The organism is Streptomyces sp. B21-105, from assembly GCF_036898465.1.
Taxonomy (GTDB): domain Bacteria; phylum Actinomycetota; class Actinomycetes; order Streptomycetales; family Streptomycetaceae; genus Streptomyces.
The window spans coordinates 8,513,627-8,528,088 of the sequence record NZ_JARUMJ010000001.1 but is presented as its reverse complement, the minus strand read 5'-3'; the positions used below and the strand labels follow the sequence as shown (position 1 = coordinate 8,528,088).

Here is a 14,462-nt window from a genome sequence, read left to right as displayed (position 1 = left end):
GGGAATCATTGCCCCCGACGTGCGGTCCGCGCGCGGGCGGGGAACTCTGGAGCCAGGAGGTGGCGATGGACCCCGTCGAGGCCCTGGACCGGATCGCCTTCCTGCTGGAGCGGTCGCTGGCCCCGACCTACCGGGTGCGCGCGTTCCGCACGGCGGGCCGCGTGCTGGGGCGGCTGCCCGCGGCGGAGGTCGAGCAGCGCGCCGCCGCCGGAACCCTGGAGTCGCTGAAGGGCGTGGGCCCCAAGACCGCGCAGGTCGTGCGGGAGGCGCTGGCCGGGCGGCAGCCGTCGTACCTGACGACACTGGAGGACGAGGCCGGCCGGCCGCTCACGGACGCCGCGGGGACCGGACTGCGGGCGCTGCTGCGCGGCGACTGCCACGTCCACTCCGACTGGTCGGACGGCGGCAGCCCGATCGACGAGATGGGCCGGACGGCGGCGGCGCTCGGCCACGAGTGGGCCGCGCTCACCGACCACTCGCCCCGGCTGACGGTGGCCCGCGGGCTGTCCCCCGAGCGGCTGCGCCACCAGCTGGACGTGGTCGAGGAGCTCAACGCGACCTGGGCGCCCTTCCGGCTGCTGACCGGCATCGAGTGCGACATCCTCGACGACGGGTCCCTCGACCAGGAGCCGGAGCTGCTCGAGCGGCTCGACGTGGTCGTGGTGTCCGTGCACTCCAAGCTGCGCATGGAAGCCCGGGCCATGACGCGTCGCATGGTCAGGGCCGTGCGCGATCCGCACGCCGACATCCTGGGCCACTGCACCGGACGGCTGGTCGGCGGACGCGGGCGGCCGGAGTCGCAGTTCGACGCGGACGAGGTGTTCGCGGCGTGCGCCGAGTCCGGCACGGCCGTGGAGATCAACAGCCGGCCCGAGCGGCTCGACCCGCCGCGCCGGCTGCTGCGCCGGGCGGTCGCGGCGGGCACGCTGTTCTCCGTGGACACCGACGCGCACGCGCCGGGCCAGCTGGACTGGCAGATCCTCGGCTGCGCGCGGGCCGAGGAGTGCGAGGTGCCCGCCGAACGGATCGTCACCGCCTGGCCGCTCGCGGATCTGCTGGCCTGGACGCACGAAGGGCGGACGCCGGTCGGCGTGGCGGGTCGCTGACGTGGTACCCGACCGGTGGTTCGAGAGAAAGGATCCGAGATGACGCGCGCCGCCGTGTTCGACGTCGACGGCACCCTCGTCGACACCAACCACCTGCATGTCGTCACCTGGTGGGAGGCCTTCCGGCAGGCGGGCCACCGGGTGCCGATGCACGCCGTGCACCGGGCGGTCGGCCTCGGCTCCGGCGATCTGATCGCCCACCTGCTCGGCGAGGACCGGGACCGGGACGAGGACGCCGAACTCAGCGCCGCCCACAAGGCGCTGTACGGCCAGTACTTCGACCGGCTGCCGCCGCTGCGGGACGCGGGGCGGCTGCTGCGCCGACTGCGCGACGACGGCTGGACGGTGGTGCTCGCCACGTCGGCGAGCGGGCCCGAGCTGTCGGCCCTGCGCGCCGCCATCGACGCCGACGACGCCATCGCAGCGACCGCGAGCGCGGACGACGTGGAGGAGGGCAAGCCCTCGCCGGAGCCGGTGGCCCACGCCCTCGAGCTGGTCGGGGCGTCCGCGGAGGGGGCCGTGTTCGTCGGCGACACCGTGTGGGACATGCGGGCCGGTCGCCGGGCCGGGGTGCGCTGCGTGGGCGTCCTGTGCGGCGGCATCCCCCGCGCCGACCTGCTGGCGGCGGGCGCGGAGACGGTCTACGACGACCCGGCCGGCCTTCTGGCCGCTCTGTCGGCGAGCCCGCTGGGCCGGGATCCTGGGTGACCCACGTCACCGCGCCCGGTCACGGACCGGGGAACACCCAGCAGTGGTTACCCGTTGAACGAATCGTGGGTGCGGACGGGACAGTGTCCCCGGGCCTCACCTTCTGCCCACAGGGACGATCGTCCGGCTGAAGCCCTGTGGAGCGTCTCGCCGAGAGGCGACCGCCGTGCGCACCCACACAGACCGCCCCGACCGCGATTCCCCCGTCCGGTCGGGGCTCTCCCTTGTCCGGCTCCCGGGCCATGAGCGGGTCCGGTCGGCCGCGTACCCATGGGCAGGGGAACTCCTCAGTCGGACGGCTCTTCGGGCACGGGATCGTCGGACTGGTCGATGTCCGTGTGCGACACGCCCGGGGACACGCCCTTCCGGCCGGTGCCCGACTCGTCGGTGTCGGGGACGTCCTCGACCTCGGCCTCGCCCTCGCCCTGGCTCTCGGCGGGCATCTCCGCCCGATCGGACCGACCGGACCCCTCGGGCCCGGCGATGTCCCAGGGGTCCTCCGCGCCCTCGTCGGCCTGCTGGTCCGGCGGGTCGCGCGGGACGGGTGCGCTGGTCTCGCCCGGGCCTTCGAGGCGTTGTGCGGCCACGGCGGTCTCCCTTCACGCTCGTGTTGCCTGCCGGACGCCGTCCGTCCGGCCTCCCGCGAGTACCTCCCGCACGGCCCGTGAAACGTGACGCGGATCGGCGGCGGGAGCCGGGGGATGCCCGACGAGTCGCCGTGGCGGGGACGGCAACGGCAACGGCAGCGGCAACGGCAACGGCAACTGCCCGATCAGCACCGGAACGGTGCCCTCGGCGTGGCGCGGGCGGGTCAGCGCGGGGCGCGGTCCTCCAGCACCGTGCGCCAGGCGGGCGCCGGGCCGGTCGGTGCGGGGTCGGGGCGACGGCCGCCGCGGCCGAAGAAGTCGGCGAGCGGGAGGATCGCCGCGCCGACGGTGACGGCGTCGGGGCCGAGCCGTCCGAGTTCGACGCTGACCTTCTGCGCGGGGTGGCGCAGCGCGTAGGCGGTGGCATGGCGGCGCACGGCCGGCAGGAAGCGCGCCCCGAGCTGGAGGCCGGCCCAGCCGCCGATGAGGATGCGTTCGGGCTGGAAGAGGTTGATCAGGTCGGAGAGGCCCGCACCCAGGTACTCCGCCGTCTCCTCCAGCACCGCGAGCGCCACCGGGTCGGCGGTCCGCCCACCGTCGGCGGTGCCGTCGCCGCCCAGCGGGTAGGCGGCGGCGAGCATCGCCGTCAGCGCCGTCTCCTCGTCCACGCCCTGTGGCGGCCGGCCGCCGGCCTCCCGCCAGCGCTCCAGCAGCGCCTCCGCACCGGCGTACGCCTCCAGACAGCCGAGGGCGCCGCACCGGCAGCGTCGGCCGCGCACCCGCACGGTGAGGTGCCCCCACTCGACCGCCCGGCCGTGCTCCACCTCGGGCGTGACGAGGCAGGCGCCCACGCCCGAGCCGAAGAGGACGACGACCGCGTTGTGCGCGCCGCGCCCGCCGCCGAACCACATCTCGGCCTGGCCGAGGGTCTTCGCGCCGTTGTCGATGAAGTACGGGACCGCCTCGGGGAGAAGAGAGCCCTCTCTCAGCAACTCCTCCAGCGGGACGGCGTCCCAGCCGATGGTCTGGCCGTGCACGACCGCGCCGCGCCCGGGGGTGTGCTCGACGATGCCGGGGACGCCGATGCCCACGCCGAGAAGCTCTCCGGGGGCGACGGAGGCCGCCGCCAGCACCTCGGCCACGCCGTCGCGGATGTGGCCGACGATGCCGTCGACCTCGTACCGCCGCTGCTCCAACGGCTTTTCCACGCGTGCGAGTTCGGTCAGCGTCAGGTCGAACAGCTCGATCCGCACCCGGGTCTCGCCGACGTCCACACCGATCATGTGTCCGCTGCCGGGGGCGACCCGCAGCAGGATGCGGGGGCGGCCGCCGTCGGAGTCGACGCTGCCGGCCTCCTCGACCAGTGCGTCCGCGATCAGCTCGGCCACGACGTTGCTGATCGAGCCGGAGCTCAGACCGGTGGCCGGGCCCAGCTCGAAACGGCTCAACGGGCCGTCGAAGTAGAGCCGTTGCAGCACAGCCGTGCGGTTGGCCCGCCTCAGGTCGCGTACCGTGCGCCCGCTCCGCCCCGTCATGTCGCTCCCTCCGAGCCCTGCTCGACCTGCAACATACCTCTGCGGACGGACTGGACCCCCCATCCTTCCAACCCTTAGTTCACGGTGTGAGCCAAGAGACTTCCGTCCCGGCGCTCTCGTCCGTCCCGGCGATCTCGTCCAGCGCGGCGACGAGCTCCGGGGCGACCGTCTCCTGCGTCCAGCGCTCGCGATCCGCGCCGACCGCCCGGGGAACCGTCTCGACGAGCATGATCAGGTAGAGATAGGCACGGTAGAGCGCGAGCCGCAGCCGGGCGGGCGCGTCGAACACGGCCCGGCCCCCGGCCTGGCGGTAGCCCGCGAGGAACGCCTCGTCCTTCCTGATGTCGCCGAGCAGGGCCAGTGAGACGAAGTCCGCGAGCGGGTCGCCCCAGAACATCCGCTCGCCGTCGATGAGGCCTCCGATGCGGGCCCCGCCTGCCGTGCGGTCGACCAGGACGTTGCCGGGCCACAGGTCGAAATGGACGAGGCGCGGGACGGCGACCTCGTCGAGGGCGCCGTACGCGGACCGGGCGACGGCGGCCACCTCGTCGGCGGGGCGAGGCAGTCGGGCGCCGTAGTCCCGGGCGTCGGCGAGCACGGCGTCGAACATCGCCGTGAATGCGGTGCGCCAGTCGGCGGTGAGCGGGCCGAACACGCCGGAGGGGTAACCGAAGCCGGGCCCGGTCACCTGGTGCAGCCGGGCGACCTGGCGGCCCAACTCCGCTCGCAGTTCCGCCTGTTCGGCGGTGGTGGGCGATGCGTCCCAGGGGTCGCCCGGGCACATCGTCATCAGCAGCCACTGCTCGTCGAGGGCCACGACGCGCGGCGCCGGCACGGCTGCCTCGGCCGCGCCCCGGCAGAACTCCGCCTCCCCGACCAGCAGTCGGCTCTCGTAACGCAGGGCCGGTGCGGTGGGTGCGACCTTCAGGGCGTATGCGCTGCCGTCCGTGAGGCGGAGCTCCTCGACCGTGTTGTAGGTGCCGCCGCCGAGCGGGCGCACGCGGGCCAGACGCCCCGGCGGGATGCCCGCCGCCGCCAGTACGCTCCGGGCCCGTTCCCGGGAGTTCGTCATCGCGCGTCCGCCCCTTCGCCTGCTCAGCCGGCCGCGTGCCCGCCCTGCGGCCCGCGACCCGGTCCAGCGTACGCAACACGCCCCGGACACGACGCCGTACACCCGGCACGAGCGGTTCTCCGGGCGGGAGTTGGGGTGCGGGCGTTGGGTGCGGGCGGCTCCCGGCCGGTGTCATGGTCGTTAGGCTGGCTCGATGACCACCGTCTGGACCGTCAGGTCCATCGCTTGGGACGACACCTCGGACCCCGCGCTGCGCCCGCTGCCGGCGGAGGCGGTGCGGCTGCTGGACGAGATCGGCGCCCCGCCCCGGCTGGTGGCGCACCTCAGGGCGGTCCACGATGTCGCCGCCCAGCTCGTCGAGTGGATCGCCCGGCACTGCCCGGGGCTGCCCGTGGACCGGGAGGCGGTGCTGTTCGGTGCGGCCACGCACGACATCGGCAAGACGCTGCACCCCGAAGAGCTGTCCGGACCGGGCGCGCGGCACGAGGCGGCGGGGCGGGAGCTGCTGCTGGCCCACGGGGTGCCCGCCGGGCGGGCGCGGTTCGCCGCGACCCATGCCTCCTGGGCGGTCCCGGGCGTGGCGGTGGAAGACCTGCTGGTGAGCCTGGCCGACAAGGTGTGGAAGAACAAGCGGGTCGCGGTTCTGGAGGATCGCGTCGTGGCGGAACTGGCGCGGGCGGGCGGCCGTCCGGTGTGGCAGGAGTTCCTCGATCTGGACGAGTTCCTCACGGCCGTCGGGGAGGGCGCGGAGCTGCGGCTGGCCTGGCAGGCGGCGCATCCGGTCCACGGGTGAGGCGGGCCGACCCGTTCCGCCGGGGCTCCCGTCCGGCTGTTCGTGGCGTGCCGGACGGGAGCGGGTGGGCGACCTTTCAGTGTGCGGGCGGCGTCCAGTGCGGGTCGCGGCCCAGGAAGGCCAGCAGCGCCTGCGCCGGGTCGTGGTCCGGTGCGGGCTCCCTGGCCGGCGCGAAGACCTGGTAGGCGTCGCGCAGGTGGTCGACGAGCCGGTCGGCCGCCGGCCGGATGCCTTCGGCCGTGTCCACCGGCAACGGGCGGTCCTGGCCGGTGGCGACGGCGATGTCCCAGGCGTGCACGGCTGCGTCCATCGCGGCGGCTCCGACGGCGATCCGCAGGGGCAGCGGGCCGAGCGGGGTCGGCGCCTCGTCGGTGTCCGCGGGCAGCGCCGCGTAGGCCTCGGCCACCATGTCCAGGACCTTGTCCAGTTCGGCCGCCGGGTCGCCGTCGAGGGCGTCGGCCGGGTGGAACGGGTCGCTGTCGGGCCGGCCGCCGGTGAGCGCCAGACCGTAGCCCTGCTGGTCGATGCGTGCGTGGTTGAGCACCTGCCGTGCCGTCCATCCGGCGCACGGGGTCGGGCTGCCCCACTGCTCGTCCCCGACCCCCGCGACGACCTCGCGCAGGTAGTCGTGCGCCCGCTCGAGGACGTCGATCCCGCTGCCGACCGCGCCTATCCTGCCGATCTTGTCCGTCATGCGTCTCCCCCATGTCTCCCACGCCCGGCGTTCTCCCGGCCCTCGAGAACAATCTAGGCATACACGCGGACAGCTATCGTCCTGAATGGACATTGTTCGATCAGACCGGACGGTCCGGTCGGGGCGCTGAGCCGGCCGTCGACGCGGCCGATCGGGCGGCGCGTGGTGCGAGGTGCCGCGTAGACGTTCGATGCCGTGGGGGAAGGGGAACGGGTCTGAGGATGCAAGAAGCACGTGACCGAGCGACGCCGCTGGTGCGGCTGGCGCGGCTGGTACAGCGCCACCGGGATCCCGTCGTCGTCCAGGCGCTGCGGTCGGCCGCCGCGGCCACCCTCGCGTATGTCATCGCGCTGCGCCTGAGCCCCGAGGCGCTGCCGCTCACCGCGCCACTGACCGCGCTGCTCGTCGTGCAGGTCACCCTGTACGCGACGCTGACCAACGGCATCCGCCGGGTGAACGCGGTGGTGGCCGGCGTCATCGTGGCCATCGCCTTCAGCCTTCTGGTGGGCCTGACCTGGTGGAGCCTGGGGCTGCTGATCGTGGCCTCGCTGGCCGTGGGGCATCTGGTGCGGGTCGACGAGTACGTGCCCGAGGTGGCGATCAGCGCCATGCTGGTGCTCGGGGTGACCACCGTCGGGGACACGGCGTGGTCGCGGGTGGTGGAGACCCTGATCGGCGCGTTCGTGGGACTCGGCTGCAACCTGCTGCTGCCGCCTCCGGTGTGGGTGGAGGAGGCCGGCGAGTCGATCGAGGGGCTGGCCCGCCGGCTGCGGCAGCTGATGCTGCGCATCGGCGACGAGGCCGCCGGCCGCACCCCGTACGAAGAGGCGGCCGAACGGCTGCACGAGGCACGCCGGCTGGACCACGACATCGTCGAGGTGGACGCGGCGCTGCGGCAGGCCGAGGACAGCCTGCGGCTCAACCCCCGGGTGCGGGAGGGGCTGCTGCACCGGGTGGTGCTGCGCACCGGCCTGGACACGCTGGAGATCTGCACGGTCGTGCTGCGGGTGCTCGCCCGCACCTTCACCGACCTGGCCAGGCAGCGGGAGCCGCAGCCGCTTTTCCCGGCCGGGACGGGGGAGGTCGTCGAGCGGCTGCTGTCGGAGTTGGCCGACGCGGTGGTCAGCTTCGCGGTGCTGGTGACCACGCAGGTCAGCCAGAACGCGGACGCCGCCGAGTCCCGGCTCACCGCCGAGCTGCGGCAGGCGGCGGTGACCCGGGACAAGCTCGCCCAGGTCCTGCTCGAGCAGCTCCAGCAGGACGCCCGCCAGTGGCAGCTGCACGGCGCGGTGCTCACCGAGGTCGACCGCATCCTCGACGAGCTCGACACCGAGCACCGCACCCACCGCCTGCTGGAGGAGCTGGACCGCAACAGCCGGGAGCAGCGGGAGCGGCGTCCGCGGCTGCACCGGCTGAGGCAGCGGCTGCGGCGGCGCGGCGGGCTCCGGCCGCGGCGGAACCGGACCACCACCGCGGGTCGTTCCCACTGACGTGCACGACGACGAGGCGACGACGAACTGACGGGCACGACGACGAGGGGAGCGCACGGATGACCGACACGGCCGTACGGATCGACGGGGACATGCTGCGGCTGCCGGGCGGGGTGGCGGTGCGGTTCATGCGGACGCTGCGACTGCCGGAGAAGGGCACCCACGACCTGCCGCCCGGCCTCGGCGCGTTCCCGGTGCGGCGGATCTCCGACCACGCCGGCACGGTGCCCGCCGAGTGGCTCGCGCGCGGGGGCGTGATGCTGCCGATGTACCTGCGTGAGGCGATGTGGCTGAGCTTCGCGTCGTCGTCGGAGCCGGCCGCGCTGCAGGTCGGGGCGGGCAAGGTGTGCGCGGTCTCCGGCCGGCCGTGGAGCGACCGGCTCTCCCGGGACCCGCAGAACTACGTGGCGCTCCCCCGCCAGCCCTGGCTGGACGGCATCAACTCGGGCAGCGGCACGGTGCGCCAGTTCGTCGCGGTGCCGCTGGGCCTGGGCGCGACCGTCGAGGGCCAGGTCACCGGTGAGGAGGTGTGGGGCGGGGTGCAGCTGCAGTCGTTCCCGCTGGAGGAGCGTCGGCGTGCCGAGTGGCGGGAGGCCGAGCGCGGCCGCCGCATCCCGCTGACGCCGGACCTGATCGGCGGGGTGTTCGGCAGCCTGCCGCCGCCCGCGGCCCCTACGGCGACCGGCGCGGCGCCGGGTCCGGGCGGCGCGCCGCGGGCGCGGGCGGCCGCGGCGATGGGCCTGGGGGTGGGCGGTTCGATGCGCCAGGAGGTCTACCGGGACGAACGTCCGCTCGCGCATTACACGACGGAACCCGCCGCCCGGGTCTTCGTGCATCTGGTGACGCCCCCGCAGTGGCGCCGGATCACCGGCGAGGAGCCCCCGGCGTCCCCGGTCGACCGCGCCGCGTACACCAAGGCGGGGCTTCCGTGGTTCGACTACTACGACGACGACGCGCAGGACGTCGCCCCGAGCGACACCCTGGGCGCGGTGCGGCCGGTCGGCGAATGGATCGGCGACGACCTGGACCCGTGGGAGCCGCCCGCCCCCGGCCAGGTGCAGCACCTGAAGGACACGCCGGGCAGGCCGGTGGAGGACGGCGACTGGTAGCCCCGCCCCCCGCCGTCGGCCGCCGCGACCGTGCCGAGCTTTTGCGTTCGACTGCGGACCGGGTCAAGGTGGCTGTCACGGCACGGGCGGACGACGACGAGACGACAGGTGCGGGCATGGGCAGCGGGACGGGCGCGGCGCGCGGGGGGACTCCCCGCCCGGGCGGAGCCGACGGCGGTCAGGGCTGGAGCAGGCGCCGCTTCGTCGGCGCGCTCGGCGCGCTCGGCGGCGCGACGGCGGCGTCGGCCCTGACCGGCTGCGCGGGCGACGAGGGCGGCGGTGAGGGCGCGGCGGCCGCGCGGGAAACCCCGCAGGCCACCCCGCCCGGGCAGCCGTCGTCGTCCGGGCCGTCGTCGTCCGCCGCACCGGGGTCCACGCCGGGCGCCTCCGGTCCCCGCCCCCTCTACCTGGGCACCTACACGTCCGCCGAGGGCGGCGGGAAGGGCATCGGCGTCGCCTCGTACGACCCCGCATCCGGGCGGATCACCGGCGGCGCCACGATCACCGGGGTCCCGGACCCGTCGTACCTCGCGATGCATCCGGACGGCGGCACGCTGTACGCGGTGAACGAACGCGAGCGGGGCGCGGTGACCGCCGTTCGGCTCGCCGACCGGACGGTGCTGGGCAGCAGGGTCACCGGCGGGGCGCACACCTGCCATGTGTCGGTCCATCCGAGTGGCCGGTGGCTGCTGAGCGCCGACTACGGTTCCGGGAGTGTGGCCGTGCACCCGATCGCCGCCTCGGGGGCGCTCGGCGAACGCACGGACCATGTCACGCACCGCCGTCCGGCGCCCCGCAGCGGTCAACGGGGCCCGCATGCGCATCAGTTCGTCACCGCTCCGGACGGCGGTCATGTCATCGCCGTCGACTTCGGCACGGACACGGTGTACAGCTACCGGCTGGACGAGAAGGCGGGCACGCTCACCGAGGTCGCGCAGGCGCACACCCGGCCGGGCGCCGGTCCGCGCCACCTCGTGTTCCATCCCGGCGGCCGGTACGCGTACCTGGCGAACGAGGCCGACGACACGCTCACGGTCTGCGCCTACGACCCGTCGAGCGGCCGGCTGACGATCGGCAGGCCGCAGTCCACGGGCGCGAAGGCGGACGTCAACTACCCGGCGCAGCCGGCCCTGACGCCGGACGGCCGGTTCGCGTTCCTCGCCAACCGCGGCGACAACAGCCTGGCGCGCTATGCGGTGGAGCAGGACGGGGCCCGGCTGCGACTGCTGGGCACGGTGCCGGTGGAGGGGGACTTCCCGCGCCAGATCGCCCTCTCGCCGGACGGCGGCCTGCTGTTCGCCGCCAACCAGCGCTCCGGCACGGTCAGCGTCTTCCGGGTGGACGCGCGGGGTGAACTGCGGCTGGCGGGCGAGCCGTTCGCGTCACCGGTCGCCGTCTGTGCGCTGCCGCTGTAGGGCGGCGCGGGGGCAGGACGCGGCGGCGGCCTGGGTGAGCAGCACGTGCATGCGCTCGGTGAGCTGAGAGACGTCGCCGGCCGGCGCGTGGAAGGGCAGGCGTACGTCGCCGTGGGCGCGGGCGCGTTCGATGCGCAGGGTCAGTCCGTGCCGGTCGACGGCGAGCGGCTGGACGCGGACGGCGCCGTGCAGACTGTCGGACCGTACGAGCCGGGTCAGTCGCTCCACGGCGCCCGGATGGGCGTCGGCGAGATGCGTGAGCAGGTAGGCCTCGGCGCCGGCCAGCGGATCGGGCGCGGCGGCGGCGAACTCGGCGAGGTCGACGACCATCGCGCCGGGGCTCTCCTTCAGCACGACGCGCGTGGCGTGGAAGGCGAGGCCGGCGTCCTCGGGGGCGAACCAGCCGGCCAGCCAGAGCCGGGCGCGGATCCGGCCGCGCACCGGGACGGGCGCGACGTCTGCGAACTCCAGCACCGCGGCCGGCTCGCCGCGGGGCGCGCAGATCGCGGCCGTGCGCAGGGCGCTGTCCTCGGGCACCCGCAGGGTCACCCGGCCGTCGTCGTCGACAGTGTGCGCGCCGACGAACTCCTCGCGCCCTCCGTCCCCGGTCACCGCGCAGGACCACGAGGCCGCGAGCACCGAGCGGGCGCGCTCGGCGACGGCAGGCACGGCCGCCCAGCGCTGGTCGTCACCCATTCTGGAACCTCCTAAGGTAAGGCTTGCCTAACCTATCGGACATCCGCGCGTGCGCCAACCACCCCGGCCACACCACGCCCGTCGCCCGCACCCGAGGGGCGGATCACGCGGCAGGCGCGATGACCCCCAGCAGCGCCCGTGCGCACAGGTCCCGCACCTGCTCCCGCGACAGCTCCTCGCCGCGCAGCCACTCCAGGCAGACCGCCGTGGTGAACGCCAGCCAGCCGCGCACCGCCAGCCGCACCTCGGGACGCTCCTCGAACACCGGGCCGAACTCGGGGTCGACGCCGAGGGCGGCCAGGATCTGGCGCTCCTGCGCCGCCAGCGCCCGCCGGTAGACCGCGCGCACGCTCCGGTCACCGGCGGCGTCCGCCCGGTGGAAGGCGCGGTAACCGTGCGCGTGGGTCTCCACGTACTCCAGGTAGGCGTCGAGGCCGTCGGTCAGCTGCTCGCGGACCGGGACGCCGGGGACAGTCGCCGTCATCCGCAGCATCCGCTCGCTCTCACGCTCGACGACCGCCGCGAAGAAGTCCCGCTTGGTGGGGAAGTAGTGGTACAGCAGCCCGCGGGAGACTCCCGCGATCTCGGCCACCTGCTCGATCCACACCTCGTCGTAGGGGCTCTCCGAGAACAGCCGCGCGCCGACCGACAGAAGCTGTTCCCTGCGTTCCCCGGTGCTGAGTCGGCGCCGGGTGCGCTCGCCCTGGTTCGCGGCCATCCCCGCACCTTACTTGACGTCCGCTCGACGACCGGACCAGACTGGGCGCGCTATTGAACCCACGTACAACATGCTCAACCTGCCGGTGCATCAAGGGAGATCGCGTCATGGCGGAGACGGGGACGACGGGCGCCGTGGGCGCCAAGGGAGCGGGGACGGCCGGGGCGGCGGCGCCGGGCGCGCTGCCGAAGGGGTTCCGCGGCGCGGAGCTCGGGTGGCCCGAACTGCACCGCATTCCGCGCCCCCGGCACCGGCTCCCCCTGCTCGGCGACGTCCTGGGCACGAGCCCTAGCACCCCCATACAGGACTCTCTGCGCTACGCCGCGCAGCTCGGGCCGATCTTCCGGCGCAAGGCGTTCGACCGGGAGTTCGTGTTCGTGTGGGGCGCCGAGTTGGCCGCCGACATGGCGGACGAGCAGCGGTTCGCCAAACACGTGGGACTGGGCATCGCCAACCTGCGGCCCGTCGTCGGGGACGCCCTGTTCACGGCGTACAACCACGAACCCAACTGGCAGCTGGCGCACGACGTCCTCGCGCCGGGGTTCAGCCGGGAGGCCATGGCGGCCTACCACCCGATGATGCTGGACGTGGCCGAACGTCTGACCGGTCACTGGGACCGGGAGCTGGCCGCGGGCCGGGCGGTGGACGTGCCCGGGGACATGACCAAACTGACCCTGGAGACGATCGCGCGCACCGGGTTCGGCCACGACTTCGGCTCCTTCGAGCGTGACCGGCCGCACCCGTTCGTCACCGCGATGGTCGGCACCCTCAGTTACGCACAGCGCCTCAACACGGTGCCGTCCCCCGCGCTGCTGCGGCGGGCCGCGCGCCGTAACCGGGCCGACATCGCCTACCTCGACCGCACCGTCGACGCCCTCGTGCGGGCCCGCCGCGCACAGGGCGGCACGGACGGCGACCTGCTCGACCGGATGCTCGACACCGCGCACCCCGGGACGGGCGAGCGCCTGTCGGACGAGAACGTGCGGCGACAGGTCATCACCTTCCTGGTCGCCGGACACGAGACGACGTCGGGCGCACTCTCCTTCGCCCTGCACTACCTCTCCCGCAACCCCCGCCTCGCCGCCCGCGCCCGCGCCGAGGTGGACCGGGTGTGGGGCGACACGGCGGTGCCCGCCTACGAGCAGGTGGCGAAGTTGCGCTACGTCCGCCGGGTCCTGGACGAGGCGCTGCGACTGTGGCCGACGGCACCCGCGTTCGCGCGTGAGGCGCGCGCGGACACCGTGCTGGGCGGGGAGCATCCGGTGCGGCGGGGCGGCTGGGCGCTGGTGCTGACCGGCATGCTGCACCGGGATCCCGCGGTGTGGGGTCCGGACGCCGAACGGTTCGACCCGGACCGTTTCGACGCCCCGGCCGTCCGCGCACGCGCCCCGCACACCTACAAGCCGTTCGGCACGGGCGCACGGGCCTGCATCGGACGCCAGTTCGCGCTGCACGAGGCCACACTGGTCCTCGGGCTGCTGCTGCGGCGCTACGAGCTGCGGCCGGACCCGGCGTACCGGCTGCGGGTCACGGAACGGCTGACGCTGATGCCGGAAGGGCTGCGGCTGCGCCTGGAGCGGCGTACGCCGACGGACGACGCGGACAGGGCGGGCAGGGCGGGCAACGCGGACGGAACGGGCGAGATCGGAGCGGGCTCCGGCTCCGGCTCCGGCTCCGGCCGGGAATCTTCCTCAGAGCAAGGTTGTCCAGTGCACCGGACGGGCGAGTGACTCCGGAACCCGGGTGCCCGCGCTTCCCCTGGCCGCGTTCAGCTGCGGCTGGGTGAGGAAGAACGCGCCGGTGAGGTCGGCGTCCGTCAGATCGGCGTCGCGCAGGTCGGCGCCGATCATGTCCGCCCGGCGCAGGTCGGCGCCGGTGAGGTCGGCCGCTATGAGACAGACGCCGCGCAGGTTCGCACCGTGCAGGTCGGCGCCCTTGAGACGGGCGCCCATCAGGTCGGCGCCCCGGCGCTCCTTCCGGCGTCCGCCGCCGACGCCGGCCCGGACCAGCTCGCTGGTCCTCAGCAGCAGCACGTTGACGTCCTGTCGGTGCCCCGCGACGTCGAGCGCGACCAGCTCACCAGCGGGCAGCAGGGTCAGTTCCTCGGTCCTCGCCAGCGTCCGGCGCAGATCGGCGTGGACCGGGCGGGCGGCGGGCAGAGCGAGCGCCTCGGCGAGGTACCACAGGAGTTCGTGGAGCTGCCGCACGACCGGGAACACCTCGGCCATCCGGCGGGCCTCGGCCGGCGGGGCGGTGCTCCGGTCGCGGCCGCCGAAGGTGATCTGCGAGACCTTCTGCCCGGCGCCGAAGCAGTCGTAGACCGTGCAGCCCCCGAAGCCGCTCTGCCGCAGCCGCGCGTGGATGCCGCAGCGGTGGTCCTCGCCCAGGTTGGGGCAGGGCGTGCCGGCCGGCTTGTCGATCGCGAAGTCGGCGGAGCGGGCGAAGGGCAGGGCCACACAGCACAGCCCGAAGCAGTTGGCACAGTCGCCGCGCAACGCGGTCGGGTCCACCGTCTCCTCTTGCATCCGTCCACCCTACT

The 14,462-nt window shown here is 74.5% G+C and carries 14 protein-coding genes; 7 read left to right on the top strand and 7 right to left on the bottom strand.

Annotated features, from left to right (window positions below):
• The first annotated feature begins 65 nt into the window (after positions 1–65).
• Positions 66–1,106 (top strand): PHP domain-containing protein, encoded by a 1,041-nt coding sequence (locus tag QA802_RS38200; protein WP_334532837.1) that lies wholly within the window; start codon positions 66–68, stop codon positions 1,104–1,106.
• Positions 1,107–1,145: 39 nt separating this feature from the next.
• Entirely contained in the window at positions 1,146–1,814 is a 669-nt protein-coding gene (locus QA802_RS38195) for an HAD family hydrolase (protein ID WP_334532834.1), read from the top strand.
• Between the two features lie 287 nt (positions 1,815–2,101).
• Here QA802_RS38195 and QA802_RS38190 read toward each other — a convergent pair whose 3' ends face one another.
• The 3 genes from QA802_RS38190 to QA802_RS38180 form a co-directional block, all read right to left on the bottom strand.
• A complete protein-coding gene (locus QA802_RS38190; RefSeq protein WP_334532831.1) occupies positions 2,102–2,401 on the bottom strand; it encodes a hypothetical protein in 300 nt (99 codons plus the stop codon).
• A gap of 224 nt (positions 2,402–2,625) precedes the next feature.
• On the bottom strand, positions 2,626–3,936 hold the full coding sequence (locus QA802_RS38185) for an ROK family protein (RefSeq protein ID WP_334532828.1): 1,311 nt from the start codon (positions 3,934–3,936) through the stop codon (positions 2,626–2,628).
• Positions 3,937–4,015: 79 nt separating this feature from the next.
• Entirely contained in the window at positions 4,016–5,008 is a 993-nt protein-coding gene (locus QA802_RS38180) for a phosphotransferase family protein (protein ID WP_334532825.1), read from the bottom strand.
• Positions 5,009–5,201: 193 nt separating this feature from the next.
• Between QA802_RS38180 and QA802_RS38175 the strand changes: the two genes are divergently transcribed.
• Positions 5,202–5,801 (top strand): HD domain-containing protein, encoded by a 600-nt coding sequence (locus QA802_RS38175; protein ID WP_334532822.1) that lies wholly within the window; start codon positions 5,202–5,204, stop codon positions 5,799–5,801.
• Between the two features lie 76 nt (positions 5,802–5,877).
• Here QA802_RS38175 and QA802_RS38170 read toward each other — a convergent pair whose 3' ends face one another.
• Positions 5,878–6,495 (bottom strand): TIGR03086 family metal-binding protein, encoded by a 618-nt coding sequence (locus QA802_RS38170; protein WP_334532819.1) that lies wholly within the window; start codon positions 6,493–6,495, stop codon positions 5,878–5,880.
• Positions 6,496–6,716: 221 nt separating this feature from the next.
• On the opposite strand from QA802_RS38170, the gene QA802_RS38165 reads away from it, so the two are divergent.
• From QA802_RS38165 to QA802_RS38155, 3 genes are all read left to right on the top strand, one after another.
• Complete coding sequence (locus QA802_RS38165; RefSeq protein WP_334532816.1) at positions 6,717–7,985, top strand: aromatic acid exporter family protein; 1,269 nt, start codon at positions 6,717–6,719, stop codon at positions 7,983–7,985.
• 59 nt (positions 7,986–8,044) lie between these two features.
• Positions 8,045–9,094, top strand: coding sequence for a hypothetical protein (locus tag QA802_RS38160; RefSeq protein ID WP_334532814.1), 1,050 nt, complete (start codon positions 8,045–8,047; stop codon positions 9,092–9,094).
• A 116-nt stretch (positions 9,095–9,210) separates the two neighbouring features.
• Complete coding sequence (locus QA802_RS38155) at positions 9,211–10,509, top strand: lactonase family protein (protein ID WP_334535152.1); 1,299 nt, start codon at positions 9,211–9,213, stop codon at positions 10,507–10,509.
• Here QA802_RS38155 and QA802_RS38150 read toward each other — a convergent pair.
• Both QA802_RS38150 and QA802_RS38145 read right to left on the bottom strand, forming a co-directional pair.
• Positions 10,477–11,205, bottom strand: a complete 729-nt coding sequence (locus QA802_RS38150) for a DUF2470 domain-containing protein (RefSeq protein WP_334532811.1) — start codon at positions 11,203–11,205, stop codon at positions 10,477–10,479. The two genes, QA802_RS38155 and QA802_RS38150, sit on opposite strands and share 33 nt — an antisense overlap.
• Positions 11,206–11,308: 103 nt before the next feature.
• Positions 11,309–11,923 (bottom strand): TetR/AcrR family transcriptional regulator, encoded by a 615-nt coding sequence (locus QA802_RS38145; protein ID WP_334532808.1) that lies wholly within the window; start codon positions 11,921–11,923, stop codon positions 11,309–11,311.
• A 107-nt stretch (positions 11,924–12,030) separates the two neighbouring features.
• Here QA802_RS38145 and QA802_RS38140 point away from each other — a divergent pair, with 107 nt between their 5' ends.
• The gene (locus tag QA802_RS38140; RefSeq protein ID WP_334532805.1) at positions 12,031–13,653 is read left to right on the top strand and encodes a cytochrome P450; all 1,623 of its coding nucleotides are present in this window, start codon (positions 12,031–12,033) and stop codon (positions 13,651–13,653) included.
• Here the strand turns inward: QA802_RS38140 and QA802_RS38135 are convergent.
• The gene (locus QA802_RS38135) at positions 13,615–14,448 is read right to left on the bottom strand and encodes a pentapeptide repeat-containing protein (protein ID WP_334532802.1); all 834 of its coding nucleotides are present in this window, start codon (positions 14,446–14,448) and stop codon (positions 13,615–13,617) included. The genes QA802_RS38140 and QA802_RS38135 overlap by 39 nt on opposite strands.
• Positions 14,449–14,462: the final 14 nt, after the last annotated feature.